The 25,338-nt window shown below is 56.2% G+C and carries 22 protein-coding genes and 1 pseudogene; 10 read left to right on the forward strand and 13 right to left on the reverse strand.

All coding sequences use genetic code 11. From position 1 onward, the window contains the following. Nucleotides 1–225: 225 nt before the first annotated feature. On the reverse strand, nt 226–1,317 hold the full coding sequence (gene aroC, locus BLV48_RS03425) for a chorismate synthase (RefSeq protein ID WP_091823133.1): 1,092 nt from the start codon (nt 1,315–1,317) through the stop codon (nt 226–228). Between the two features lie 17 nt (nt 1,318–1,334). Further along, complete coding sequence (gene prmB / locus BLV48_RS03430; RefSeq protein ID WP_091823136.1) at nt 1,335–2,252, reverse strand: 50S ribosomal protein L3 N(5)-glutamine methyltransferase; 918 nt, start codon at nt 2,250–2,252, stop codon at nt 1,335–1,337. Between the two features lie 70 nt (nt 2,253–2,322). Between prmB and BLV48_RS03435 the strand changes: the two genes are divergently transcribed. The 3 genes from BLV48_RS03435 (at nt 2,323) to folE (ending at nt 4,722) form a co-directional block, all read left to right on the forward strand. Continuing rightward, the gene (locus BLV48_RS03435) at nt 2,323–2,898 is read left to right on the forward strand and encodes a Smr/MutS family protein (protein WP_091823140.1); all 576 of its coding nucleotides are present in this window, start codon (nt 2,323–2,325) and stop codon (nt 2,896–2,898) included. 105 nt (nt 2,899–3,003) lie between these two features. Next, nucleotides 3,004–4,083: a PilT/PilU family type 4a pilus ATPase gene (locus BLV48_RS03440; protein ID WP_254774958.1), complete on the forward strand. Its 1,080-nt coding sequence runs from the start codon at nt 3,004–3,006 to the stop codon at nt 4,081–4,083. Nucleotides 4,084–4,182: 99 nt separating this feature from the next. Then, nucleotides 4,183–4,722 carry a GTP cyclohydrolase I FolE gene (gene folE / locus BLV48_RS03445; protein WP_091823808.1) on the forward strand — a complete coding sequence of 180 codons (540 nt, stop codon included), beginning with the start codon at nt 4,183–4,185 and terminating at the stop codon, nt 4,720–4,722. A 28-nt stretch (nt 4,723–4,750) separates the two neighbouring features. Here folE and BLV48_RS03450 read toward each other — a convergent pair whose 3' ends face one another. The 7 genes and pseudogenes from BLV48_RS03450 to dinG form a co-directional block, all read right to left on the reverse strand. Further along, nucleotides 4,751–5,608 carry a DUF4892 domain-containing protein gene (locus BLV48_RS03450; protein ID WP_091823143.1) on the reverse strand — a complete coding sequence of 286 codons (858 nt, stop codon included), beginning with the start codon at nt 5,606–5,608 and terminating at the stop codon, nt 4,751–4,753. Between the two features lie 31 nt (nt 5,609–5,639). Continuing rightward, nucleotides 5,640–6,488 carry an alpha/beta fold hydrolase gene (locus BLV48_RS03455; RefSeq protein WP_254774959.1) on the reverse strand — a complete coding sequence of 283 codons (849 nt, stop codon included), beginning with the start codon at nt 6,486–6,488 and terminating at the stop codon, nt 5,640–5,642. Further along, nucleotides 6,475–6,960, reverse strand: a complete 486-nt coding sequence (locus BLV48_RS03460; RefSeq protein WP_091823147.1) for a SixA phosphatase family protein — start codon at nt 6,958–6,960, stop codon at nt 6,475–6,477. The genes BLV48_RS03455 and BLV48_RS03460 overlap by 14 nt, the downstream gene beginning before the upstream one ends. Beyond that, complete coding sequence (locus tag BLV48_RS03465) at nt 6,957–7,988, reverse strand: NAD(P)H-dependent glycerol-3-phosphate dehydrogenase (protein ID WP_091823150.1); 1,032 nt, start codon at nt 7,986–7,988, stop codon at nt 6,957–6,959. The genes BLV48_RS03460 and BLV48_RS03465 overlap by 4 nt, the downstream gene beginning before the upstream one ends. Nucleotides 7,989–8,033: 45 nt before the next feature. Continuing rightward, entirely contained in the window at nt 8,034–8,246 is a 213-nt protein-coding gene (locus BLV48_RS03470; protein ID WP_091823153.1) for a hypothetical protein, read from the reverse strand. Nucleotides 8,247–8,533: 287 nt separating this feature from the next. Next, nucleotides 8,534–9,856, reverse strand: a pseudogene (rhlB, locus tag BLV48_RS03475) (ATP-dependent RNA helicase RhlB); the annotation flags it as partial. Between the two features lie 8 nt (nt 9,857–9,864). Then, complete coding sequence (dinG, locus tag BLV48_RS03480) at nt 9,865–11,976, reverse strand: ATP-dependent DNA helicase DinG (RefSeq protein ID WP_091823159.1); 2,112 nt, start codon at nt 11,974–11,976, stop codon at nt 9,865–9,867. A 122-nt stretch (nt 11,977–12,098) separates the two neighbouring features. On the opposite strand from dinG, the gene lexA reads away from it, so the two are divergent. Beyond that, nucleotides 12,099–12,707 (forward strand): transcriptional repressor LexA, encoded by a 609-nt coding sequence (gene lexA, locus BLV48_RS03485; RefSeq protein ID WP_091823162.1) that lies wholly within the window; start codon nt 12,099–12,101, stop codon nt 12,705–12,707. 15 nt (nt 12,708–12,722) lie between these two features. Further along, complete coding sequence (locus BLV48_RS03490) at nt 12,723–13,130, forward strand: SulA-like leucine-rich domain-containing protein (protein WP_091823165.1); 408 nt, start codon at nt 12,723–12,725, stop codon at nt 13,128–13,130. Here BLV48_RS03490 and BLV48_RS03495 read toward each other — a convergent pair whose 3' ends face one another. Next, nucleotides 13,131–13,658, reverse strand: a complete 528-nt coding sequence (locus tag BLV48_RS03495; protein WP_091823168.1) for a DUF6586 family protein — start codon at nt 13,656–13,658, stop codon at nt 13,131–13,133. 43 nt (nt 13,659–13,701) lie between these two features. Further along, entirely contained in the window at nt 13,702–16,335 is a 2,634-nt protein-coding gene (gene topA, locus BLV48_RS03500; RefSeq protein WP_091823171.1) for a type I DNA topoisomerase, read from the reverse strand. A 176-nt stretch (nt 16,336–16,511) separates the two neighbouring features. Here topA and BLV48_RS03505 point away from each other — a divergent pair, with 176 nt between their 5' ends. Next, complete coding sequence (locus BLV48_RS03505) at nt 16,512–17,231, forward strand: DNA topoisomerase I (protein WP_091823175.1); 720 nt, start codon at nt 16,512–16,514, stop codon at nt 17,229–17,231. Between the two features lie 41 nt (nt 17,232–17,272). On the opposite strand, the gene BLV48_RS03510 is transcribed toward BLV48_RS03505, so the two are convergent. Continuing rightward, nucleotides 17,273–17,779 carry a hypothetical protein gene (locus BLV48_RS03510; protein WP_091823178.1) on the reverse strand — a complete coding sequence of 169 codons (507 nt, stop codon included), beginning with the start codon at nt 17,777–17,779 and terminating at the stop codon, nt 17,273–17,275. Nucleotides 17,780–17,974: 195 nt separating this feature from the next. On the opposite strand from BLV48_RS03510, the gene pgi reads away from it, so the two are divergent. The 3 genes from pgi to BLV48_RS03525 all read left to right on the forward strand — a co-directional run bounded on the left by pgi (nt 17,975) and on the right by BLV48_RS03525 (nt 21,373). Continuing rightward, the gene (gene pgi, locus BLV48_RS03515; protein WP_254774960.1) at nt 17,975–19,612 is read left to right on the forward strand and encodes a glucose-6-phosphate isomerase; all 1,638 of its coding nucleotides are present in this window, start codon (nt 17,975–17,977) and stop codon (nt 19,610–19,612) included. Next, nucleotides 19,606–20,853 (forward strand): UDP binding domain-containing protein, encoded by a 1,248-nt coding sequence (locus BLV48_RS03520; RefSeq protein WP_091823185.1) that lies wholly within the window; start codon nt 19,606–19,608, stop codon nt 20,851–20,853. The genes pgi and BLV48_RS03520 overlap by 7 nt, the downstream gene beginning before the upstream one ends. 79 nt (nt 20,854–20,932) lie before the next feature. Continuing rightward, complete coding sequence (locus tag BLV48_RS03525) at nt 20,933–21,373, forward strand: universal stress protein (protein ID WP_091823188.1); 441 nt, start codon at nt 20,933–20,935, stop codon at nt 21,371–21,373. Here the strand turns inward: BLV48_RS03525 and BLV48_RS03530 are convergent. Then, nucleotides 21,370–23,244 (reverse strand): ATP-binding cassette domain-containing protein, encoded by a 1,875-nt coding sequence (locus BLV48_RS03530; RefSeq protein ID WP_091823191.1) that lies wholly within the window; start codon nt 23,242–23,244, stop codon nt 21,370–21,372. The two genes, BLV48_RS03525 and BLV48_RS03530, sit on opposite strands and share 4 nt — an antisense overlap. A gap of 152 nt (nt 23,245–23,396) precedes the next feature. Here BLV48_RS03530 and BLV48_RS03535 point away from each other — a divergent pair, with 152 nt between their 5' ends. Then, on the forward strand, nt 23,397–25,331 hold the full coding sequence (locus tag BLV48_RS03535; protein ID WP_139253878.1) for a transglycosylase SLT domain-containing protein: 1,935 nt from the start codon (nt 23,397–23,399) through the stop codon (nt 25,329–25,331). Nucleotides 25,332–25,338: the final 7 nt, after the last annotated feature.

Genomic DNA, 25,338 nt, shown 5'->3' on the forward strand with positions numbered 1-25,338 from the left:
CTCTCAGGTTGCGCTGAACCCTGCAGCAGCGCCAGTAAAAGTCGAAGGGCGTATATTCAGACACCTTCTCAGCGCGTTACAGATTTCGCACACCCCAAAGGGTTGGGACGTAGGGAATTTCTGCCGCATTTATACCGCGTTATGCTTAAATTTCAAGCAAAAAACGGCTTGCAGTCAGAAAAAATTAATATTGCTCCATTAAACTCAAAGGGTTACAAACCTGACTCAGCTCAGCACCGGAAGGTTTGTCTCAACATCTCCATTCTGACCACGATCACGCAGAAGGTGATCCAGTAGTACTATGGCCATCATCGCCTCGGCAATGGGGGTTGCGCGGATGCCGACGCAAGGGTCATGCCGCCCCTTGGTCACCACCTCAATCGCTTCGCCAGAAGCGTTGATGCTTCGACCCGGCAAACGCAGACTGGAGGTTGGCTTAAGCGCGATATGCGCCTCAATGGCCTGCCCCGTCGAAATGCCACCCAGAATGCCGCCAGCATGATTGGAAAGAAATCCCTCAGGCGTCATCTCATCACGGTGCTCGGTACCCTTCTGATTTACCACGGCAAAACCGTCACCAATCTCGACACCTTTGACCGCATTAATGCTCATCAAGGCATGTGCCAGATCGGCATCCAGTCTATCAAAGATCGGCTCCCCGAGCCCGACCGGCACACCGGAGGCCTGCACGGAGATACGCGCACCGATGGAGTTACCCTCCTTGCGCAGCTCATCCATGTAGACTTCCATCTGTGCAGCCGCGTCTGCATCTGGCGAGAAGAAGGGGTTATTATCCACCTCATTCCAGTCGAAGCGACTCATGTCGATCACGATCGGCCCAAGCTGGGACAGGTAGCCACGCACCTGCACACCTTTCTGAGCCAGTACTTTCTTGGCGATGGCGCCTGCAGCAACACGCATGGCGGTTTCCCGTGCCGAAGAACGACCACCGCCACGGTAATCACGAAAACCATACTTGTGCGAATACACATAATCTGCGTGTGCCGGGCGGAAGGTCTCGGCAATATTGGAATAGTCCTTTGAGCGCTGATCAGTATTTTCGATCAACAATCCAATCGGAGTGCCCGTGGTCTTGCCCTCGAACACACCGGACAGGATTCGCACCTGATCCGGCTCACGACGCTGAGTGGTGTGGCGTGATGTACCCGGCTTGCGGCGATCCAGGTCCGCCTGAAGATCCGCTTCACTCAGCTCAATCCCCGGAGGACAGCCATCCACTATGCAGCCCAGTGCCGGCCCGTGGCTTTCGCCGAAAGTAGTGACGGTAAAGAGTTTGCCAAAGCTGTTACCCGACATACGCTATCTCTGTAGGTTCATAAAAGCGCCGCATGAGCCCGCAGCTCTGCCGCTGTAATGGTAAATACGCCGTTGCCACCGGCATCCAATTCGACCCAAATCAACGGCAGCTCAGGATAGGCCTGCATCAGATGCACCTCTGAGTTGCCGACCTCAACCACCAGCAGGCCTTCATCAGTCATGTGGTCGGCCGCTTCGCGCAAAATGCGGCGGGTGATATCAAGCCCATCATCACCAGAACCCAGCGCCAGACCCGGCTCATGTTGATACTCGGCCGGCATACTGGCCAGGTCATCTGCATCCACATACGGAGGGTTACTCACGATTAGATCGTATCGCTCACCCTGCAGGTTCTCGAACAGATCACCTTGGCGGGCCGACACCCTATCACCCAATTGATGACGTTCGATATTGCGCTGAGCCACTTCAAGCGCATCGGTGGAGATATCAGCGAGGTCAACCTCAGCCTCCTCAAAGGCATAGGCACAGGCGATACCGATACAGCCACTGCCGGTGCAGAGATCCAGAATCCGGTTAACCGACCCGGGGCGCAGCCAGGGTTCAAAACCGGTCTCAATCAACTGCGCAATGGGTGAGCGCGGGATCAACACACGCTCGTCGACATGAAACGGCAACCCCATAAACCAAGCTTCACCCGTGATGTAAGGCAGAGGGCGCCGCAGCTCCACTCGCTGGTGCACATAATCCAGTACGCGCTCTTTTTCGGTTTGGGTCAGGCGCGCATCGAGCACGACAGGATCGGTATCCCAGGGAAGATGCACCGCATTGAGCACCAGTTGACTGGCTTCGTCCCAGGCGGTCACATGACCGTGCCCAAACCAGACTTGATGCTGATGGAAAGCCGATACCGACCAGCGGATATAATCACGCAGGGTATGCAGTTCGGAAGTAATCGCCACTTGATCCGGATTCATCTCTCGCCCGATAATGCGGAATTATGTTGATTCAGGCCGGTTATGTTAATGAAATCCCCCGTTGAACGCCATGTCTTATCCTTCTGACCAGGAGCAGGACGACGATCTCGACTTCGACTCTGCCATGCAGGGCGTTACACGGATACGTCACGATCGCCATGTAGACCCCGATGCGGGCAAGCTGAAGCTGCGACGCAAACAGGACAGCGCCACTCGCTTTCGCCGGCAGGCCGCTGAACAGGAGGTTGAACAGGTGATTGATGGCCTGTCGTCTGAAGCTTCCCAGATCGTCGATTCTGCCGATGAGCTGCTGTTTGCGGCTCCCGGCGTTCAGCTGCGGCTGCTCAAGCGCCTGCGACTTGGCCACCTGCCCTGGGAGGCCGGGCTTGACCTGCACGGCTATACGGTCGAGGCGGCCCGGGATGAACTCAGCGGATTCATTCGAGACGCATCGCGCCAACAGCTGCGCTGTGTACTGATTATCCATGGCAAGGCCTACACTCAGCCCGGCCAGCCAGCCCTGCTCAAGTCATGCGTCAACGACTGGCTGCGCCAGTTGCACGATGTACTGGCTTTCAGCTCTGCCCAGCCACGGGATGGAGGTACCGGCGCGGTTTATGTACTGCTCCGCAGGAAGGGAGGCTGAGCTTTTCCTCCGTTTCCGGACAAGCTCTGCTATGATGCAGATGTTGTGAATCTGACCTCTTATTTCCGGCCCCCCGCCTTCAGGGCATGCAGGCCGGTAACGCTGATGCTGGGACCTGCGATGATCGATCTTCACAAATATCTTAACCTGATGGCGGATACCAGTGCATCAGATCTGTTCCTGAGTACCCACACTCCGATCCAGATCAAGGTTGAAGGCAGTATGCGTGAGGTTGATACAACCCCACTGCCCCCCGGCTCCACTGAAGAACTGTCCAACCGTTTGATGACCAACCATCAGCAGGAACAGTTCAAACGTGAGCTGGAAATGAATTTTGCCTATGACGTACCCGATACCGGTCGCTTCAGGGTGAACGTCTACCGACAGCGCGGTGATGTTGCACTGGTGATTCGCATGATTCGCCACAAGATTCCATCCATTGAAGAACTGAATCTGCCCTCGATTCTGAAAAGTCTGGTAATGTTGCGCAGCGGACTGGTACTACTGGTCGGCTCAACCGGCTCAGGCAAGTCAACCTCGCTGGCTTCGATGATTGAATATCGTAACCAGCGCACTACCGGCCACATCCTCACCATCGAGGACCCGATTGAATTTTTGCACACCAACCGAAAATCCCTGATCAATCAACGCGAAGTGGGTGTCGATACCCTGTCCTACAGCAATGCCCTGAAGAATGCTCTGCGCGAAGCCCCGGATGTAATCCTGATTGGCGAGATCCGTGATCGAGAAACCATGGAACAGGCGATTCGCTACTCTGAAACCGGCCATCTGTGCATCTCAACCCTGCATGCCAACAACAGCGTTCAGGCTGTGGAGCATATCGTCAATTTCTTCCATGAAGCAGAAATGCACAAGATCAACACGGACCTGTCACTCAACCTGAAGGGGGTCGTGGCCCAGCGGCTGATCCGGGATGTAAACGAGCGCCACATCCCAGCCACTGAAGTGATGATCAACACCCCCTATATCGCCAAACTGATTGCCCGTGGAGAGTATTCTCGTATCCGAGAAGCCATTGAACAGAGCAGCAACAGCGCCGCACACACCTTTGACGCCAACCTGTTGCATCTATATCAGGACGGCAAAATCACGCTCGAAGAGGCACTACACAACGCCGATTCACGCAACAATGTGTCACTGAGACTCAAGCTTCTGGGAGGCTGATCCCCAACTCACAGCGCAACGGCCTTTACCCGAGTGCTCTGTTCGGGTATTTTAACCGGTTTTCACCCAAGCCAGCCCCACTCCTGAGGAATGCAGCAGATGGAAGCAGAATACGCCAGCATCATAGAACAGCTCGGAGAAGATATTGGCCGCGACGGTTTGCGTGACACGCCGGCACGTGCTGCCAAGGCGATGCGCTTTCTGACACGCGGTTACAACCAGAGCCTGGATGAGGTCGTCAATGGCGCCCTGTTTTCCTCAGATAACAGTGAAATGGTGTTGGTACGGGATATAGAGCTGTATTCCATGTGCGAACATCACCTGCTGCCGTTTATTGGCAAGGCGCATGTTGCCTATATCCCTCAGGGCAAGGTAGTAGGCCTGTCCAAAATCGCCCGCATTGTTGACATGTATGCACGCCGACTGCAGATCCAGGAAAACATGACTAAAGAAATTGCCGAAGCCATTCAGCAAGTTACGGATGCAGCGGGCGTTGGGGTTGTGATTGAGGCACAGCATATGTGCATGATGATGCGCGGCGTGGAAAAGCAAAACGCCATGATGAAAACCTCAATGATGCTGGGCTCTTTCCGAGAAAACCCGGCAACCCGTACCGAGTTTCTGTCGTTGATTCGCTGACCCAAAAAACCAGGGGTGGCCGCCCATATCAGCGGCCACTCCCCCTTCGCATTACAACGATCGCAACCTGTCGTCGACTGCCCAGCACACTAGGTACGAGACTGCCAACACCTCTGGCCTTGAGCTGGCGCACATCGCCTCCCTTCTCCACCACCTGTCGCAACAAACGGTCGGCGGCTTCTTGAGACTGGCGCAGAGTCAGCTCCAGGTCCTGACCCTGCCAATGCACAACCAGCCACAACTCCTGCCCCGGCATGCCCCGCATCATATCCAGCACGGAAGCGACGGTTCGATCCGACGACTCAGGCCAGTTCTGAAGCTCAACATAACCCTGCTGTGCCAACACAGCTACAGGGTCGCTGATGGTCTGACTTTCATTTTCGAGCACATCCATGTGAAGAAAAACTCGGCCATTTCCTCTGCGTACGGCATAGAGTGCCACGTGAGCCTGATCCAGCCGCATGGCCACATAAGACTGTGTATTGTCGATCCCGTACAAACGTGACTGACCAAAGACGTCATTTGCCCAGATACTGCTCGGACCACACTGGCGACCAGAACATTCAAACATCACCTGAGCCCCTCTGTCGTCAAGCTGGGCACGCAAGAAGCTGAACCCTGACTGAGGATCATAACCATCCGGCAGCTGCCAGGTCATACGTGACAGACTGGCCTGAAGCCTCTGATCACGGTCCGTACGAATCCGGCCGTTAATTTTCATGATGCCACTGAGCATCAGGCGATAGTCTGGCTCCTGTCGCTGCTCTGAGCTGATCAGCTGAGATTGCGGAAAAGGATTCAGCTGCAGAGGAATCTCAAACTCGGCTGCCTGCAGCGCGGGGGTAACCAGCAATAATAGCGCTAGCGTCTTCAGATACTGTTTCATGCCTGGCTCCTTCCTCTGCGCCGCGCGGGGTTCAGAGCGCTGCGTAAAAACGGTTGATGGCCTGTGCTATTGTCTCGCTTACACCCTGCTCCAGGTGCAGATGATGCCCTCCTTCAAGGGTTAGCCGTTGCAGTCCATTAATGCAGCCAGCTCTTGCCTGGGTCAAATCGGTTGCCACTCCTCCGGTGCCCAGCACCAGCAGTGACGGGCAACTGATACGCAGCAGGAACGCTCTTACCTGCTCTTCACTCATCCGTAATACGGAGGGCAGGTTAAGGGCTGGATCACTGCGCCAGCGAAACCCCCTTGCAGTATGGACTATGGAACGTTCGACCAGCCAGCGCGCTGCCTGTTCCCCAACCGGAAAGCGACCATTGATCCGAGCAGCTACGGCTTCTTCAATACTGGCATAGAACCGAGGTTTACGATTGCGACGACTGCGCCTGCGGATTGCCTGCGCCATCTGCTCCGGAAGGTCTGTCGGTGCATCCACCAGAGGCCCCAGCCCCTCAAGTAGAATCAGGCTCTCGACCCGCTCAGGCATGGCACCGGCGAGAAGACTGCTGATACTGGCTCCCATGGAGTGCCCCAGCAGATGAAACGTCTGCCAGTTGAGCTCGTCGGCAACCGCTACCACATCTGACAGGTTATCCCAGATGTAGTAAGGCATGCTGGCGGGACGATGGTCGGAAAAACCGTGCCCCATCAGGTCCAGCGCCACCAATCGCACACCCTCAAGCGCCGGCTCAAGCGCCTTGAAAGTAGCTGCATTATCCAGCCATCCATGCAGCGCCAAAACAGGCAGCCCGTCTTCAGGGCCGGTTGCCCGTGCCGCTATCAGATGGCCGTTCACTTCAAATCTGAGTTCATCTGCCTGCATGATCATCTCCCTGCACGGCACCATCACACCCGTTCAGCAGCCTGGCCATACCCCGAGCCGGCCAATCAAGCTCCAGCAGTGCACCGCTGCAGGGCGATACCACCTGCCCATACAGATTTCCGTCCGTAAGCCAGCTGATCAACTGACCACAAAGCGGCTGATGGGTGACCACAATGAGTGACCCTTGATCCGAGAAATACGGTTCAAGGGCTGTCGCAGCTACAGGAGCATTACCCTTGGCTGTCAGCGAATCATTCAGTACCAACCGAGCACCCAGCCCTTGAGCCATGATTTCAGCGGTTTGTTGCGCCCGTCGCCATGGACTGGTAACGATACAGGCTCCAGGCAGCATATTGACAACCCGAGAAGCCATGGCAGCCGCCTGTCGCTCACCCACGGGCGTCAGCACCCGGTCAGGATCAAGATCTCCACCGGCTACCGCTTGTGCATGTCGCAGCAAAAGCAGCTTCATCCCTGCTCCTGTCGCGGCAATACAAACTCCACATCGGTGCTCTGCACATTCAGCATCATGCCCCGCGCGACCTCTTTCACCGGTGCCGCATTGAACACCACCTCATAGAGACCACTGACCAGTGGCATATAGATTTCCAGCTCTTCCGCTTTTTCTTTGACAATCCGGAGGGTATTGACACCCTCTGCAACTTCACCAAGAGACTCGACCGCCTGCTCCAGGCTTTTGCCCTCGCCCAGTGCGTAGCCCACTCGATAGTTGCGACTCAGGGGTGACATACAGGTAACAATCAGGTCACCAACCCCCGCCAGACCCAGAAAGGTAAACGGATTGGCTCCAAGACTTACAGCAAATCGGCTCATTTCGGCCAAACTGCGCGTCATCAACATGCTTTTGGTGTTTTCACCCATACCCAAGGCCGCACTAAGGCCTGCCGCGATGGCATAGATGTTTTTCAAAGTGCCACCAAGCTCAACACCGTAGGTATCGGTACTGGCGTACACACGGAAAAAGGATGTATGGAGCAGAGCCTGCACCCGCTCGCGAAGCAGGCCATCTGTGCTGGCAATGACTGTTGCGGTCAATTGCTTGCGGGCGACCTCCTTAGCCAGATTGGGACCACTGAGCACCCCCACTCGGGCACCCGGAAACTCCTGTTCAATGATTTGACTCATCAAACAGAAGGTCACTGACTCAACCCCCTTGGTAGTACTGACCAGAAGCTGCTCCGGCCGCAAAAATGGCACAGCCTGGCGCACTACTGTTCTGAAAGCACTACTCGGGATGGCAATAAATATCGCTTCGGTTCCGCTCAACGCCTCCTGCAGGTCGGTGGTCGCTCTGAGCCCTGGCGCCAGATCAACTCCTGGCAGGTAACGACTGTTGCGATGATGCGCATTGACTTCGTCAACCGCCTGTTCATTACGCATCCAGAGCCTGACATCAAGCCCCTTTTCAGCCATCAGGTTTGCCAGCACTGTGCCGAAGCTGCCGCCACCAAGAACGGCAACAGGTGACTGATTCTGCATGCTATCTCCTAGAAGAGGAGTGGCTACACTCCCCGGTCGATCCAATCAAGAAGGGTCCAGCTTGTCGAGCAGTCGGCCTATACCGAAGAACAACAGCTTGACCACCGCATACGCGAGCCCTGCAAGCAACAGAAACAGAAACAGCTGCAGGAGGTCACCGGTTCGCTGGTAGCCCGCCACCGCAATAGCGGCAAAAAAGGCGCTGAGCACAATACCCAGCACCGAACTGATTCGTTTCAGGTTGTGTCTGTCACTCATGACCCGGTCCGTTTTCAGTGTTTCTGCTCTTCGGCTTCGCTGTCCGCTACAGATTCAGATTCAGATTCTGCTTCAGCGACATCGGTAGCATCGACCTGCGCACTCGCATCAGACTGGCGATCATCTGCAGCTATACTCTGCGGCTGAGCCGCCTCTTGCTCCGAATCAGCAGCGGTTTCAGCGACCACATCAGCAGGTGCCTCCTGTATCTCTGCCTGAGCATTTTCCGGCTCCGGCGAGGCTACAACCCTGTCAGCAATATCTCGATCTACTTCCGCCAGTGGTTTCAACAGCTCTGCATCTGGATGTATACATTCGAGCTTGACGCCGGTTTCTCGCTCGATATCGGGGATCAGAAATGAGTCATCTTCACAGGCAAAGCAGATTGATGTCCCACTCAGACCGGCACGACCGGTGCGACCAATACGGTGCACATAATCATCGGCATCTTCGGGCAGCTGGTAGTTGATTACGTGGGTAACGCCATCGATATGGATACCCCGCCCCGCTACATCGGTCGCCACCAATACTTCGATCTTGCCACTGCGGAAATCTTCCAATGTCCGCAGACGCTTGTTCTGAGGAATTTCGCCCGACATCAAGGCTGCCTTGATACCGTCCTTACAGAGCCGGTCTGCCAGCGCACGGGTTTCATGACGGCGGTTGCCAAAAACGATCGCACGATCAATGCCATTGACGCGCAGATAGTTACGCAGCAACTGGTATTTTTCATGACTGGATACCAAAAATACCTTCTGTGCCACATTATCAGTGGTTTTGCGCTCGTTTTCGATCTCGATGGTGACCGGATTGTGCGTCCACTGCTCTGCCAGTCGCATTACATCGTCGGTAAAGGTCGCGCTGTACAGCAACGTTTGCCGCTCTTCACCCTTACGCGGCGTACTGCGAATAATGGTTCTGACATCCGGGATAAAACCCATGCTGAGCATGCGGTCCGCTTCATCCAGTACCAGCACTTCCACATTGAACAGATCAACTTCGCGGGAGCGCACGAAATCGATCAAGCGCCCCGGTGTCGCCACCAGAATGTCGACCGGCCTGGCGGCCAGATCCTTACGCTGCTTCTCGTAATCCATGCCACCAACCAGTGATACAGTGGACAGATCAGTATACTTGCCCAGAGCCTCGGCATCGGAGGCGATTTGAAGTGCCAACTCTCGAGTAGGCGCAATGATCAGAACACGCGGCTCACCCAGCTTCCGATTGCTTTCCAGCGGGTAGTCCAACAGGTCGGTCATAATGCCGATCAGGAACGCCGCTGTTTTGCCGGTACCCGTTTGCGCCTTGCCGATCAAGTCTCGACCGTTAAGCGCATGCGGGATCGTCGCTGCCTGAATCGGCGTGCAGTATTGAAATTCCAAGTCGGCAATCGCACGCATTAAGACGTCCGGCAAGCCGAAATCATGGAAGCGGCGCTTGCCTTCAGCAACAGGAACATTGAACTTGACCGGGCTCCAGCCGGACTGGCGACCTGTATCGCGCGGCTTGCGCGAACGACGGCGCCGACGTGGGCGATTGCTGTTATTTTTGGGCTCTGAGGTTGCCGTGGCTGTACTCTGTTTCTCTTCAGTACTCAAAATCGGATCCATTCAGATTGTCAGTTGATTTCGCGCCGGAAAGGAGGCAAGGAATCCAGCAGTTGTCGACCGTAACGGCGCGTTACTACACGCCGGTCCAGCAGTACCACCCGCCCTCGATCCTGTTCCGTTCTCAGCAGTCGCCCTACGGCCTGCGTCAGTCGCATCGAGGCAGCCGGCACTGTCCAGTCGGTGAAGGCGTTACCACCACGCTGCTCTATCCATTCCGCCATGGTAGCATCTACCGGATCATCCGGGACACTGAACGGCAGCTTGGTGATAAAAACATCGGTTAGATACCGCCCCGGCAGATCGACCCCCTCCGCAAAGGAGGCAAGGCCGAAGATGATACTGCGTTTGTCTTCATCCACGCGTTCGCGGTGCAGGCGCAGCGTTTCCTGCTTGCTGTACTGCCCTTGTGCCAGCACACTATTTTTAATGGATTCATCGAGTTGATCAAGCACCGAGCGCATTTGGCGCCATGAACTGAACAGCACCAGCGCCGCGGCAACCGACTTCAACTCGGTATTGAGATATTCCAGTACCTCATCGGTATGTGCATCAGGCTGCCCCGGATCGGTTCGCATCGCCGGCACCTGCAACACACCACAATTGGCGTAATCAAACGGGCTGTTCAGACGCAGTGCCGATGTTTGTGGCGACAGCCCCAACGCTGAAAACAGCTGATCGAAGCGACCCAATGCCGTCAATGTTGCAGAGGTTATCACGGCAGCATGACAGACTTTCCAGAGGTGTTCCGAGAGGGTATCAGCCGCAGAAACAGGTGCACTTCTAAGCTCAAGGTCTTCACCGGCAGGACTCTCGATCCGATTGATCCATCGTGCAGTGGGCGAGCTACCTTCCGGGTCCGGCCGCGCATAGGCATGTGCCAGCCACGCTATCTGCTGCACACGCCCCAACAAACTGCCAATTTGGGGAAACCATCGCTCGGCAACTGCACGGGGGATATCGGCAATACCACCTTCCATCGCCTCCTTGAGCAAATCGACGACCTGCTCAAGATGCTGCTGCGCTCGGTCGGCCGCCTGACCAAGGCTGAAGCAGGGCTCCAGCAGTGGGTCGGGTACCCGCCCTTGTGCAAAGCGATAGCGGTCTTTGACGCTCTCGGCAAACAGTGGCCGCAGCAGCAGCTCAAGCTGCTCAAGCGCAAGCCCCATCTCTTCAAAAGGACGATGCAGTCGCTCTACCGGATCTGCCAATTGCACCGGTGAACCGGTCTCTGTCACCAACTGAGTCAGCTGCTTTTGTGCAGATTTCAGTAATCGACGACTGCCCTCAAGCCTTGCACCAAAAGCAAAGTGACCACTCGCCTTGTCAGCCAGGTGATGTCCTTCATCGAAGATATAGATGGTTTTTTCTGGCTCGGGCAGGATGGCTCCGCCACCAAGCGCAAGATCGGCCAGCACCAGGTCGTGGTTGGCAACAATCACGTCTGCCTCTTCCAACCGGTCACGAGCCCGGTAGAAAGGACAGGCACTGAAATTCAGACAACGGCGGTTGCTGCACTGCATGTGATCACTGGTCAATGGCCGCCAGATGGCATCATCCACTTCATCTGCAAGTGCATCACGATCCCCGTCCCACTGACCTGAGGCATAGCTGTCCATCAACTGCTGATACAGTTGCAGCACATCATCGGGCAGCTTTTCAGCTGCCTCATCTTCATATAACGCCATCTGGCCCAGCAGGCCCTGCTGTTCAAGATGGCCTTCCACCTTGTTCAGGCAAAGGTAACGCCCTCGCCCTTTCGCAAGCCGGTAGCGCATTGGCAGGCCTGTATGCGCTTCAACTTCGGGCAGATCCTTGTTGATGAGCTGTTCCTGCAGCGCCACGGTTGCCGTAGACAGCACCAACCTGCACTCCTGAGCCCGAGCCAAGGGGATGGCCGCCAACAGATAGGCGATCGTCTTGCCGGTACCGGTTCCGGCTTCAACAACACCCACGGCGGGATGCAGATCATCCGTTTCACTGCGTGGAACAGCAGCCGCTGCAAGGGTTCGCGCCACGGCTGCGATCATCTGCTTCTGTGCCGGTCGTGCAGTCAGGCCACGACTCTTCAGGAAGCGACTGTAGGCCTCCTGGATCTCTTTTTTTTGCACCTCGCTCAGCACGCTCAATCCTCATCCGATCTGTGTGGCGATTCTAGCAAGATACTGGATATATAAACAGAAAAATGCTTGACCCTGCTCATTCACTGTATAGAATCACAGTAACCGGATAGGGAACAGATGCCATGAAATTGACCAATCGCCAGACTGAAGTACTGGAATGCATTCGCAAACATATCGAAACAACAGGCTACCCGCCCACCCGAGCCGATATTGCACGCGAACTGGGATTCAAGTCAGCCAATGCGGCTGAAGAACACTTGAAGGCACTGGCCCGCAAAGGCGCCATCGAACTGACCAAGGGCACATCAAGAGGCATTCGCTTGCCGGAAGCCGAGCAACCGGATACCGAAGGCCTGCCCGTTATTGGTCAAGTGGCAGCAGGTGAACCCATCCTGGCACAGGAGCATGTCGAGGACCACTGCACCATCTCGGCAGACTTCTTCCACCCCCGCGCTGACTACCTGCTGCGGGTCAAGGGGATGAGCATGAAAAACATCGGAATCATGGATGGCGACCTGCTCGCCGTACATCAAACCCGAGAGGCCCGGGACGGGCAGGTTGTGGTCGCACGGATCGGCGACGAAGTAACGGTCAAGCGCTTTAAGCGTGATGGCCGCAAAGTCTTTCTTATTGCCGAAAACGAAGACTTCAGCCCGATCGAGGTAGACCTGAGTGAACAGGAACTGATCATCGAAGGACTGGGTGTTGGCGTTATCCGGCAAGGCAACTGACAGAGGTCACTCGCCATGTCTGCAATTCATGCAACAGCAACGAACTCGAACCCTCACAGCAAACGTGAATGCGTTGAGAGCCGGGTCACCGAGATTTTGCTGCATAACAGCTCAGTTTGCCTGCAGCCCCTGCTGCTGCCCATGATCGCAGGCTTGAGTCGTGAAGACCGCTGGCTGGTCCTGATTAACCCGCCACATGATATCACCCGCAAGGCACTGGAGCAGGCCGGCGCCTGTACACGTCACATCCTGGTCTTGAATACCTGCAGTCTCGATCAAACCGAGCTGCTATGCGGACGGGCACTGGCTGCCGGCACATGCCACACGGTCATCGCTTGGTGCAGCGGTGCTGCACCATCGCTCGATCAACTCAATCAGTCAGCAAGCCAGGGGGATGCACTGGGCATTCTGGTGCGGACCTGATCACCACTCCTGCATGCCAGCACGCAGGCGTTCTATCAGTTCACGGAACGCCTGTAACCAAGCCTTGTATTCAGCCAACACATCCTTGTCTTCCGAATGGTCCGGGTTGATCTGCAATACATGAATTTCGGAAATGCTGCTGTCTACCTCGGTTTTTGCCTGGTGGTAGTCTGACGCCTGCCAGCAGGCCTCATAAGCAGACAGCATTTTGTGCAGCCAACTTCCTCTGTCCCGCTCCAACTGTTCAAGCTCAGTTACTTCGGGGGATTCCTGACCAGTCACTTCAAGTTGCTCAGACAGATCAGTGAAGCGATGGATCCGATCCACATCGAGATTGTAGTTTTCTGCAATCTCGCGCAACAGCGCCGAGTATCCACTTGCCATGAAGAACAGGATCGACTCATGATAGGACTCGATTCTGGCATGCTTGCTCCACTGTGAGGCCTCTTCCGCCTGCTCCAGCGCCTTGATATGCAGGCGCGCAAAATTCAGCTTCTGATTGGTACGAACCGCATAGATATCACTCATTACCTGTACTCCATTGAATGCGCCGACGGTCTCGGTCTCACGCTCAGCGCTTACGTCCCTGCTCTTCCTGCCAGCGCCCGTCACGGTAGAACGCTTTCCAGCCGGTTGCCTTGCCCTCAACTTCCGTCATCACATACTGCTCTTTGGTTTTCCGACTGTAACGAATTACTGCCGGATTACCATCGGGGTCTTTCTGCGGCGCATCCATCAGATAGGCGTATTTGGGATCGATCTCATCACGGTGCGGCACCAGCTCAGCCACCAGCGGCGCACGCGTTTCCCGTTTTTTCGGAAACTGACTCGCCGCCAGGAACAGGCCGCTGGCACCATCACGCAGTACGTAGGTATCTTCAACCTTTTCGCACTGCAGTTCCGGCATTGGTACCGGATCCATTTTGGGAGGCGCCGGCTCACCGCTTTTCAGCAGTTTGCGCGTATTCTTGCACTCGCTATTGGTGCAGCCGAAAAACTTGCCGAAACGACCGGTCTTTAGCTGCATTTCGGAGCCACACTTGTCGCATTCGATACTGGGCCCATCATAGCCCTTGATCCTGAAGCTACCCTGTTCAACCTCGAAACCAGGACAGTCGGGATTGTTGCCGCACACGTGCAACTTGCGCTTCTCATCGATCAGGTAGGAGTCCATCGCCGCATCACACAGCTTGCAACGATGTTTGTTGCGCAAGATGCGGGACTCTTCTTCATCATCCCCATCCACACTGACCACTTCGTCGCCAGGTATCAGGTTGATGGTGCACTTACAGCGCTCCTTGGGCGGCAGGTTATAGCCAGAGCAGCCCAGGAACACGCCCGTACTTGCCGTTCTGATCATCATCTTGCGACCGCATTCGGGGCAATCAATATCTGTCGGCGTCGGGCTGTTGGGCCTCATGCCGTGGTCAGCACTTTGTGCCTCCTGCAGCTTGTCGGTAAAGCCGCTGTAGAACTGATTCAACAGCTCCTTCCAGTTCACCTCACCCTGCGCCACGTCATCAAGACGCTGCTCCATACGCGCGGTGAAACTGTAATCCATCAGATCGGAGAAATTCTCGTTCAATCGCTCGGTGACAATGTCACCCATTTTGCAGGCATAGAAACGACGCCCCTGCACCTGTACATAGCCGCGATCCTGAATTGTTGAAATGATGGAGGCATACGTGGAAGGACGACCAATACCACGCTTTTCAAGCTCCTTGACCAGACTGGCTTCGCTGTAGCGTGGTGCCGGCTTGGTAAAGTGCTGCTTCGGGTCCAGCGACTTGAGCTCCAGCACTTCGCCCTGCGCTACATCCGGCAGAATGACATCTTCGTCACTGCGCCCCTTGGCCGGCAACGCGCGAGTATAACCGTCAAAACGCAGAATACGACCTTTGGTAGTAAGCTCGTAAACACCACTTTCAACGGTAATACGGGTACTCGTGTACAGTGCAGGCATCATCTGACAAGCCAGGAACTGACGCCGAATCAGGTCATACAGGCGCTGGGCATCCGGCTCCATGCCCTTGAGAGCATCAACCGTCAGATTTACATCAGAAGGCCGAATCGCTTCGTGCGCCTCCTGTGCCCCTTCCTTGCTTGAGTAGCTGACCGGCTCTTCCGGCAGGTACTCCTTGCCGTACTGTTCAGCAATAAACTCACGGCACGCTTCCACCGCTTCGGCACTTAGGTTAGTCGAGTCGGTACGCATGTAGGTGATATAGCCCGCTTCATACAACCGCTGGGCCATCATCATGGTTTTCTTGACGCCAAAGCTCAGCCGCGTACTGGCAGCCTGTTGCAGTGTAGAGGTAATGAATGGCGCCGACGGCTTGCTGCTGGTGGGGCGGTCTTCGCGCGCACGTACAGCCAGTGCACCGTTGCGAAGGCGTTCCAGATGGGTCTCGGTTTCGGCCTGACTCTCTGGACGGAATGTCTTGCCTGCATATTTGCTGACCTGAAGCCGCAACGCCTGCTGGGCCTGTGTTTCCGAGTCGGCATGCACTTCCCAGTATTCATCAGGTATGAAGGCACGGATTTCGCGTTCACGTTCGACGATCAGGCGCACGGCAACGGACTGTACCCGTCCGGCCGAGAGGCCACGGGCGATCTTCTCCCACAGCAGAGGTGACAGCATATAGCCCACAACACGGTCCAGAAAACGCCGTGCCTGCTGGGCGTTGACACGGTTAAGGTCCAGATCACTCGGCTGGGAAAACGCCTCCTGAATCGCCTTCTTGGTAATTTCGTTAAAAACTACGCGCCGGAATCGACTGTCATCACCGCCGATCGCCTCGCGCAAATGCCAGGCAATCGCCTCCCCTTCGCGGTCCAAGTCCGTTGCGAGGTAGATTTCATCAGCGTTTTTGGCGAGCTTGCGCAGCTCTTCAACGACCTTTTCCTTGCCGGGAAGAATTTCGTAGTGGGCTTCCCAGTCATGCTCGGGATCGACCCCCATACGCGCTACCAGTTGCTCCTGAGACTTGCGCTTTTTATAGACCGCCTTCTCATCCGGCGACATTTTGCGCGTCAAGGCTGCCTGACGCGCCCGTTCCTTGGGATCGCTCTTGCTGGCACTGCCGCTGGTTGGCAGGTCGCGAATATGACCCACACTCGATTTGACAACATACTGGCTGCCCAGATACTTGTTGATCGTTTTGGCCTTTGCCGGTGATTCGACAATGACTAGGGTTTTTCCCATGAGATACGGATCCTTTTTAGAACGGGCAACTCAGAAACTGCGAGCATATATAAGGGGTGGTGCTGCCAGCGTCAAGCAGTGTCTGAGACCGGCGATACCAGTCCGCACGCGGATGCCTTACAATTCATGTACACACCATCCTATAATTAACATCTCTTTTCAGAGTGCCAAACACCATGCTTGGAGACAACCTGTATCTTGTAATCCTCATCGCCGGAGTCGGTATTCTGGCGCTGGCGATCAACTATGTGGTCACCACGCGCGAACAGCAGACCGAAGCGCGCCGAGAAAGGCTGAGCTGGCTGCAAACACAGGCGGAGCACACCCTGCACGCCCTGGCCATTCTGAAAGAAAGCGGCTGCCGGCAGGATATTATCGACAAGCTCAACCAGCATGCGATGGCGCTTATCGAGGAGATCAGCCTGCTGGCACCGGACTCCGAACTGATGTCCGAAATCAGCAAACTGAAAGAAAGCAGTGACCGCAGCAAGCCTGACAAAAGCCGGTTCAACAGTGACCGAGCCGTCAAACGGGCCCAGATTTACATCAATTTTGCGGAAAAGCTGATCGTGCAGATGGCACAGGCCGGCAAGATGACCGGTCAGCTTGCCCGTACATATCAAACAGAGCTGTACTGGCTTAACGTATCGTTGGTGGCCGACGCCCACCAGTATCAGGCGTCCAGATTGATTGAATCCGGTGACAAGCTTGCGGCCCTTTCTCACCTGAAACACGCCAAGGCGGTTCTCGTTCGGGCTACCGCACCGCAACGACAGAAGCAGCCACGCCTGGATGAGCTACAAGCTGAAATCGACAGAATTCAGCCCAAACGCAACTGGGGAGCCGGCGCCCTTGCAGAGTCACTGGACGATTACCTGAATGAAAAACAGCCCTGAAGCCGCTTCTCGTTCAACCCCTCTACCCAGCGTCATCGCTATCAGATTTTCTGCTCCAACATTGGCTGAGCCAGGCGATACAATAGATCCAAACGTGTCTCGTCGCCACGCTCATCCCAGTAGAACGTTAAACTGAGCGGAGTTGACTCAACACCCAGCACGTCATCCGGCAGCTGCTCCAGCAGGCTGTTTAACCGCTCCAGCGCTTCCGGCTGCAGCGTTCCCTGTCCTTTGCTCCAGCTCCAGTTTTCAATCAGGCCAAGGTGATCCAGGGTATCAACGCGCAACACCTCCCAACCACTCCAGTTGTCGCGCTCACCTCGCTCCAGATTGGTTCTTGCAATACGATAGGCCGGGATTGTACGTACTTCAGGTTCCATCTCGCCAAGCGCTCGCGGCAGGGATACCCGCGCCATCTGCACCTGAATGCCCAACTGACGTGCCTTGAGCCTGAGGTTTGCCTGATAGCGCTGTCGCGGGCTGGGCATCACCCACATGACCGAGCCTATCAGTGAGGCAACTACCAGTGAGATGATGAACCATTTCATTCGACAGACTCCAGGTCAGAGGTCAGGGACAGGCGCGAATAGTAACGCTAAGACCACATAAACGACAGTATGACGCACCGGCAGAACGCAACGGCCATGGACCAGTGCTTTAACTGAAAGCCGTTTCTGACTAAGATGCGCCTCAGGTTGGCAGCCGCTGCCAACAACTCATTAGTAAAGATGCAAGGAGCCGCCTTGGACAAGCACAGGGTTTGGCAACAGCTGGAACAGCTCTGCGCCACTGAATCCTCTCTGCACCTGCGCGACCTGCTGCAGGTAAAGGACCGGTTTTCCCGGTTCAGTTTTCGTCAGGATGAGCTGCTGCTCGATCTGTCCCGACAACGGCTGACCACGAATACCCTGACCCAGTTGCTGCAACTCGCTGACAGCTGCGACTTGGCACAGTGGATCGAGTCCCTGTTCAAGGGCGATCGCATCAACCACACAGAAAACCGCGCCGCACTGCACACAGCCCTTCGGCTGCCCGCCGAAGCAACGCTTGAACATCAGGGGGAAGACCTTGTCACACTGGTGCAGGCTGATCTCCAGCGCATGCAGCACCTGGTGGAACAACTACATCAGGGCCAATGGCGCGGTTTTAGCGGCGAACCGATCGACACATTGGTCAATGTAGGAGTCGGCGGATCAGACTTGGGTCCAATGATGGTCTGCCGCGCACTGGACGGCTTTCAAGCACCGGAAGCACGCCAGATCACAACCCATTTCATATCGTCCATGGATGGCAGCCAGATTTCAGGCCTGCTGGACCAGCTTGATCCGGCCCGCACCCTGTTTGTTGTTTCATCCAAGTCATTTTCCACCGCCGACACCCTCGCCAACGCCGCGACGGCACTGGACTGGCTTATCCGTGCCAGCGGCCTCACCACTGAGCTGCTTGCTCGACGCCATTTCATTGCTGTAACCGCCAATGCGCCACGTGCAGAGGCCTGGGGCATTCCTGTTGAGAACCAGCTTCATTTTCGCGACTGGGTCGGAGGACGCTATTCGCTTTGGTCAACTATTGGACTGGCGATCGCTGTCAGGATCGGTATGAGCGGTTTTCGAGCCCTGCTGGACGGGGCTCACCGCATGGACATGCATTTTCGACACACCCACTTCAGTCACAACTTGCCTGTCCTGTTGGCACTGGCCGAAGTCTGGAATATCAACTTCCTTGGCATCCATGCCCACGCCATTCTCCCCTACGATGGCCGACTGGCACACCTTCCCGCCTATCTTGAGCAGCTGGAGATGGAAAGCAACGGCAAGAGCGTCGACCGACAGGGAAATCGAATTGAACACCACACCTGTCCGGTGCTCTGGGGTGAAATCGGTCCCAACGCCCAGCACGCGTTTTACCAGTTACTGCATCAGGGAAGTGAAGCGGTCATGTGTGATTTTATTGTTCCGGCACGGCGCTACGCCGACCAGAGCGATGCCCTGCAATCTCAGCACCGTCTTACACTGGCAAACTGCCTGGCACAGGCACGAGTCCTGGCACTGGGCGATGCTGCGGTTGATCAATCCAATGCAACGCCCTGGCAGCGCTACCAGGGCAATCAGCCCAGTACACTTATCCTGCTGGACGAGCTGACACCCGCGTCACTGGGGGCTCTGATTGCCCTGTACGAACATAAGGTGTTTGTTCAGTCTGTCATCTGGAACATCAATCCCTTCGACCAATGGGGCGTCGAGCTTGGCAAGCAGGTGGCCAACAGCCTGCTGGATATAATCGGCACCCCGGCAACGACTGACCGGTTTGATATCGCGACCGAAGGCGTATTGAATCAGCTGCATGGTCAATGGAGCGACAGGGAGAGTACAGAATGTTGATTGCGATATGGGGGGACGAACTGGGTGCCTGGGTGGCAGCCGTCGAACTTGCTCGCACCGGGAACCACGTACTTCTGCAGCAAGCAGCTCCGGGTGAAAGCAGCCATCGCGCCGAACCCGGGCTGATGGACAGCCTTGCAGCAGGCATGACATCCGGCAACATCCGACTGTGCAGCCACCAGGAAGCACTGCAGGCCCCTTGGCATTGGCTTGCCTCCCACCCTTCCGATATCAGCCATGCCGAAAGCGTCTGTCGTGATCTCAGCCAGCAGGGCCCGGACAACCTGGTGCTGATCAATCAGAGCAACTTCGGCATTGGTGCCAGCGACCGGCTGCACGCCCTGCTTGATTCTGCCCGCCAGCAGTCATTGGTCTGCCTGCCAGATACTCTACAGCAGGGACAGGCACTGCAGCAGTTTGCAACTCCCGATACGCTGCTTGTAGGGTGCGAGGATGATGCTGCGCGCCTGCGGCTACAGGCTCTGCTGCGACCGTTTTCTTCTCGCCTGCAGCAGATTCAGTGGATGAGTCGACGGGAGGCCGAGTTCAGCAAGTTTGCTATCTCCGGGATGCTTGCCCTGCGCCTTGGATATATCAATGAGCTGGCCAACCTGGCAGACCGCCTTGACGTGGATATTGAAGTGGTACGACAGGGCATGAGCAGTGACAAGCGCATTGGCCAGCATTATCTGTCCCCGGGCTGCGGTTTTGGTGGCCACCATTTCACCCAGTATATTGAGGGACTGGCCGACATCCTGGCAGAAACCCGCCACTCAACCCTGCTCAACACCGTGCTGAATGAAAACGAGCGTCAGAAAGAGCTGCCTTTCCGCAAACTCTGGCAGCACTATCGGTGTGATCTGCGCGGTCGACGCATCGCCATCTGGGGCTGCGCATTCAAGCCTGGGGTCGCCAGCGTGGATAACGCGCCGTCATTGCGCGTCATTCGTGCCCTGCTGGCACAGGAAGCACAGGTTCAGGTGCATGATCCCGAAGCACTGAGTGCCCTTCAGAGCGAATTGGGGCAAAGCACCGGACTCACACTGCATCAAGACCCCTACACAGCAACACAGCAGGCCGATGCGCTGCTGCTGCTAACCGAATGGCCCCTGTACAGTTCTCCGGACTATGAGCGCCTGCTGCAGCTGATGCAAACACCGCTGATTGTTGATGGTCGCAACCTGTTCGAGCCGGACTACCTGCGCCAGCTTGGATTTACCTATTACGGCGTAGGACGCTGAAAAACGTCAAGCATCCGGAGTGTGCGCCGGGCACATGCAGTGCTATTCTAGAGGCACACTCAACTGGAAGGATATAACGATGAGTATCTATTCCCGCATTCTGCTTGCGCTGGATCTGTCAGATGAATCGGAACAGCTGGCAATGAAAACGGCCGAGATGGCCAAAGCTTTCGGCGCCGAACTCAACCTGATTCACGTAGTGGAGCCTCTCAGCTTTGCCTATGGCGGCGATGTTCCCATGGACCTGACGACCATACAGGAGCAGCTTGACGAGCATGCACGCACCAAGCTGGACCTGTATGCAGAAAAGATTGGCTACCCTGTCAGTAACAAAATTATCGTGACAGGCCATACCGAGACGGAAATTCACCGTGCTGCCGAAGAGCACAACACCGACTTGGTAATCCTGGGCAGCCATGGCCGCCATGGGCTTGCCCTGCTGCTTGGTTCGACCGCCAATGGTGTCCTGCATGGCGCCAAATGTGATGTGCTGGCAATTCGGGTAAAAGAGGAGGACTAACCCCCCTCCTGCATTGACTCCAGCTCAACCCAGCGCTCCATCAACGCCTCGAGCTGCTGCTCCTGCTGTTGCAGCAACTCGAGCGTGTTGGCAATCTCGGTCTGATCACCAGCGTAAAATTCGGGTGATGCGGTGACAGCGTGCAACCGCTCCAGCTCAGCCTCTGTCTCCTCCATCTGCTGTGGCAACAGATCCAGTTCTCGCTGCAGCTTATAACTCAGCTTTTTGGCCGTCGGCTTTTTCGCGGCAACAGGCTTTGGCTTCTCGGCCTTGGCCGCTGCGACAGGCTGTGGCCGCTGCCGCAACCAGTCGGCATAGCCACCCACATACTCACGGACCACACCCTGCCCTTCAAACACCACCGAGCTGGTGACCACATTATCGAGGAAACGACGGTCATGACTGACAAGAAGAATGGTGCCATCAAAGTTGAGTAGAATTTCTTCCAGCAGCTCCAGCGTTTCCACATCAAGGTCGTTAGTTGGCTCGTCCAGTACCAGAACATTGGCCGGCTGACTGAACAGACGCGCCAACAGCAGTCGGTTGCACTCCCCACCGGAAAGCGCCTTGACCGGGGTCCGCGCACGCTCGGGGCTGAACAGAAAATCCTGCAGATAACTGATAATGTGGCGCGACTGACCGTTGACGTCAATACTCTCGCGCCCACCTGATACGTTGTCGATCACGCTTTTTTCGGGGTCAAGCTGTCCTCTTAGCTGGTCGAAGTAGGCCACCTCCAGCTTGGTGCCGAGCCTGACCACACCAGACTCCGGCTCAAGCTGGCCGAGTACAATCTTCAACAAAGTGCTTTTGCCGCTGCCGTTAGGACCGATCAAACCGATTCGGTCACCACGCTGAATCTTGAGTGAGAAGTCACACAACAATGGTTTGCCGGCGTAACTCATCGAGACATGCTCCAGCTCTGCCACCAGCTTGCCTGACTTCTGCGCCTCTTCAAGGCCAAAGCTTGCCCCGCCCTGGCGCTCACGGCGCTGTGAACGCTCGCGTCGCAGTTGCTCCAGCGCACGAACTCTGCCTTCGTTGCGGGTGCGGCGTGCCTTGATCCCCTGACGAATCCAGCGTTCCTCCTGGGCCAGCTTCTTGTCAAATTCGGCGTTGTGACGCGCCTCCTCATCCAGCAGCTGTTGTTTCAGTTCCAGGTAACGGCTGTAGCTGCCCGGAAAGCTGGTCAGCACACCGCGATCCAGCTCTACGATGCGTGTTGCCAGCTTCTCCACCAGCGCACGGTCATGCGAGACAAACAGAATGGCTCCCCGGAAGTCGAGCATCATCTGCTCAAGCCATTCAATGGTTTCGATATCGAGATGGTTGGTCGGCTCATCCAGCAGCAACAGATCTGGTTTCTGCACCAGTGCCGCCCCCAGGGCGGCACGGCGACGCCAACCACCGGACAGCTCTGCCATACGGGTATCCGGCTGCAGCCCAAGCCGATCCAGCACAGATTGTACTTGCTGTTCAAGATGCCAGCCGTCACGGGCTTCCAACTGATGCTGCAGCTCTTCCAGCTGCTTCAGTGAAGCGGCATCCGTGTTGTGTGAAAGGGTATCGTAGGCACGGCGCAGCTCAACCACTTCGGCAAGACCGGACGCTACCACATCATGTACCGTCCGCTCATCGGCTGCCGGCAGCATCTGGGACAGCTGAGCGATACGAATGGCCGGATCCCGCCAGACAGAGCCCTGATCAGAATGAATCTCGCCGGACACCAGCTTCATCAGGGTCGACTTCCCCGCCCCGTTGAGGCCAACCAGTGCAATCCGCTCGCCTGGATCAATCTGAAAATCAACACCATCCATCAGCGGCGCAGCACTGAAGCTGACCGACACACCTTCCAATTTTATCAGCGGCATACAAACCCGTACCTTACAAACATTCAAGCACGCTAGTGTACCTGAATTCAGTGCTTCTGTTGAAAACAGCAGAACAATGGTTATTTTTGCTTTTAGAGCAGGATACACTGGCCGACAGTATTCAGATTGGTTACGGCTGTTCGGAGATTATTATGTTCAGGCTGAAGTTATTGTTATTGTTGCCGCCACTGCTGCAAGCTGGCGTATCCAGCGCACACGATCATCACGATGAACTGCGTGAACAGTTCAGAAGCGCCTTGCTGCAGGCCACCCCGCTCAGCCATGAGCAAAAAACCGCATTCAGCGCATATCCTCTGTACCCCTATCTCGAGTACCAGCAAATCAACAGCCGGATCGACAGCGCTTCTGCTGAACAACTGCAGGCATTTATCGATGCCAATGCGGATACCCCATTGGCGGGTCGACTGCTGTTTGCCTGGGCTCGCAGCAGTGGTGAAAAAAAAGACTGGCCAGCTTTCAGCCAAGCTTGGCAACAAATTCAGCGCCCCGACACTCGGTTGCAGTGCCTGCATGCGAGCTACCTTCTGGACACGCAGCAACAGCAGGACGCCTGGGAAGCGGCCCGCACGCTCTGGACCGTTGGCCATTCACAGCCTGACGAATGCGACCCCGTTTTCAGTCAGTGGCTGAAATCAAGCCACTTCAGCCAGCAGGATGCACTCAATCGCCACTTGGCTGCATTGATGCGGGGACGCCCCGGCTTGGCAACCTATGCGGCACGCTTCATTACGCAAAGCGAGTTGCAGCAGCAGGCAAAACTGGCTCGTTCCCTGTATGACAACCCGGAGCAACTGACACAGCAACCCCAGTTGCTCAGCCCCGAAACACCGCATGCCGATCAGATGCTGGTATTGGCGGTCAACCGACTGGCACGTCAGGACCTTGAGCAGGCCATTCGACTCTGGGTACGTGAGCGCGATCGACTGCAGGTACCGGCCGAACAATACGACTCCGTCAGCAGGCGTCTGGGCGTGCTGATGGCAAAGCGCTTCCCGGCCGAAACCGATCCCCTGCTGGCCTCACTGGATCCCGAGCATAAACTGGCCGACCTTTCTGGGTGGCGAGTTCGTCTGGCGCTGGTACGACAGGACTGGGCCGAAGCGCTGTCCCTGATTGAAAAGCTGGATGAGGCTGAGAGACACACCGACCGCTGGCGCTACTGGAAAGCGATTGCTCTGGAACAGCTAGGTAAGCCCGGCCGAGAGGCTCTGTTGCGAGATCTTGCCACCGAGCGCTCATTCTATGGCTTTATGGCAGCCCAGATGCTGGACACACCCTACCAGCTCAATGATACGCCACTGGTTCAGAGCACAGACGCCAAACAACAGCTGGCACAACTGCCTGCGTTTGTCCGCATTCGTGAATTGCTCGCGCTTGAGCGCTATTATGATGCCCGCTCGGAGTGGAATCTTGCGATCAGCCACATGAAGCCCGAGCAAATTCACGCGGCCGCCCACCTGGCCAGAGAATGGGGCTGGTACGATCAAGGCATTCGGGGCGCCATCAGCAGCCAGCGCTGGAACGACATGCAGCTGCGCTTCCCCAACCCCCTGCCGGAGCTGTTTGAACAGCACGCCCAGAATCGCGCCATCGATCCGGCCTGGGCGGTTGCCATTGCCCGTCAGGAGAGTGCATTTTGGATGCAGGCACGCTCCCATGCCGGCGCGCTGGGATTGATGCAGTTGATGCCGGCAACGGCACGCGCCACGGCCAAACGCCATGCCATTCCGTTGCCCAGGCTCAGCCTGCTGTCCGAGCCAGACACCAATATTCGCCTGGGCACCGCCTATCTGAGCGAGATGGCTGAGCGCTTCAACGGCAACCTGGCCTATGCATCAGCCGCTTATAATGCCGGCCCCTATCGCGTCAGCCAATGGTTGGATGCACGGGGTGACCTGCCACTGGACATCTGGATCGAAACCATCCCCTTCGACGAAACCCGCAACTACGTCCAAAACGTTTTGGCATTCAGAGTCATTTACGAACGTTTGGCTCAGCGCCCGGTGACCCTGTTCAGTCCACAGGAGTTCAATATGCTGGCACTGTATCAGCAGAACGACGGTTAACCTGACC

It is taken from the genome of Marinobacterium iners DSM 11526 (assembly GCF_900107855.1).
Classification (GTDB): Bacteria; Pseudomonadota; Gammaproteobacteria; order Pseudomonadales; family Balneatricaceae; genus Marinobacterium; species Marinobacterium iners.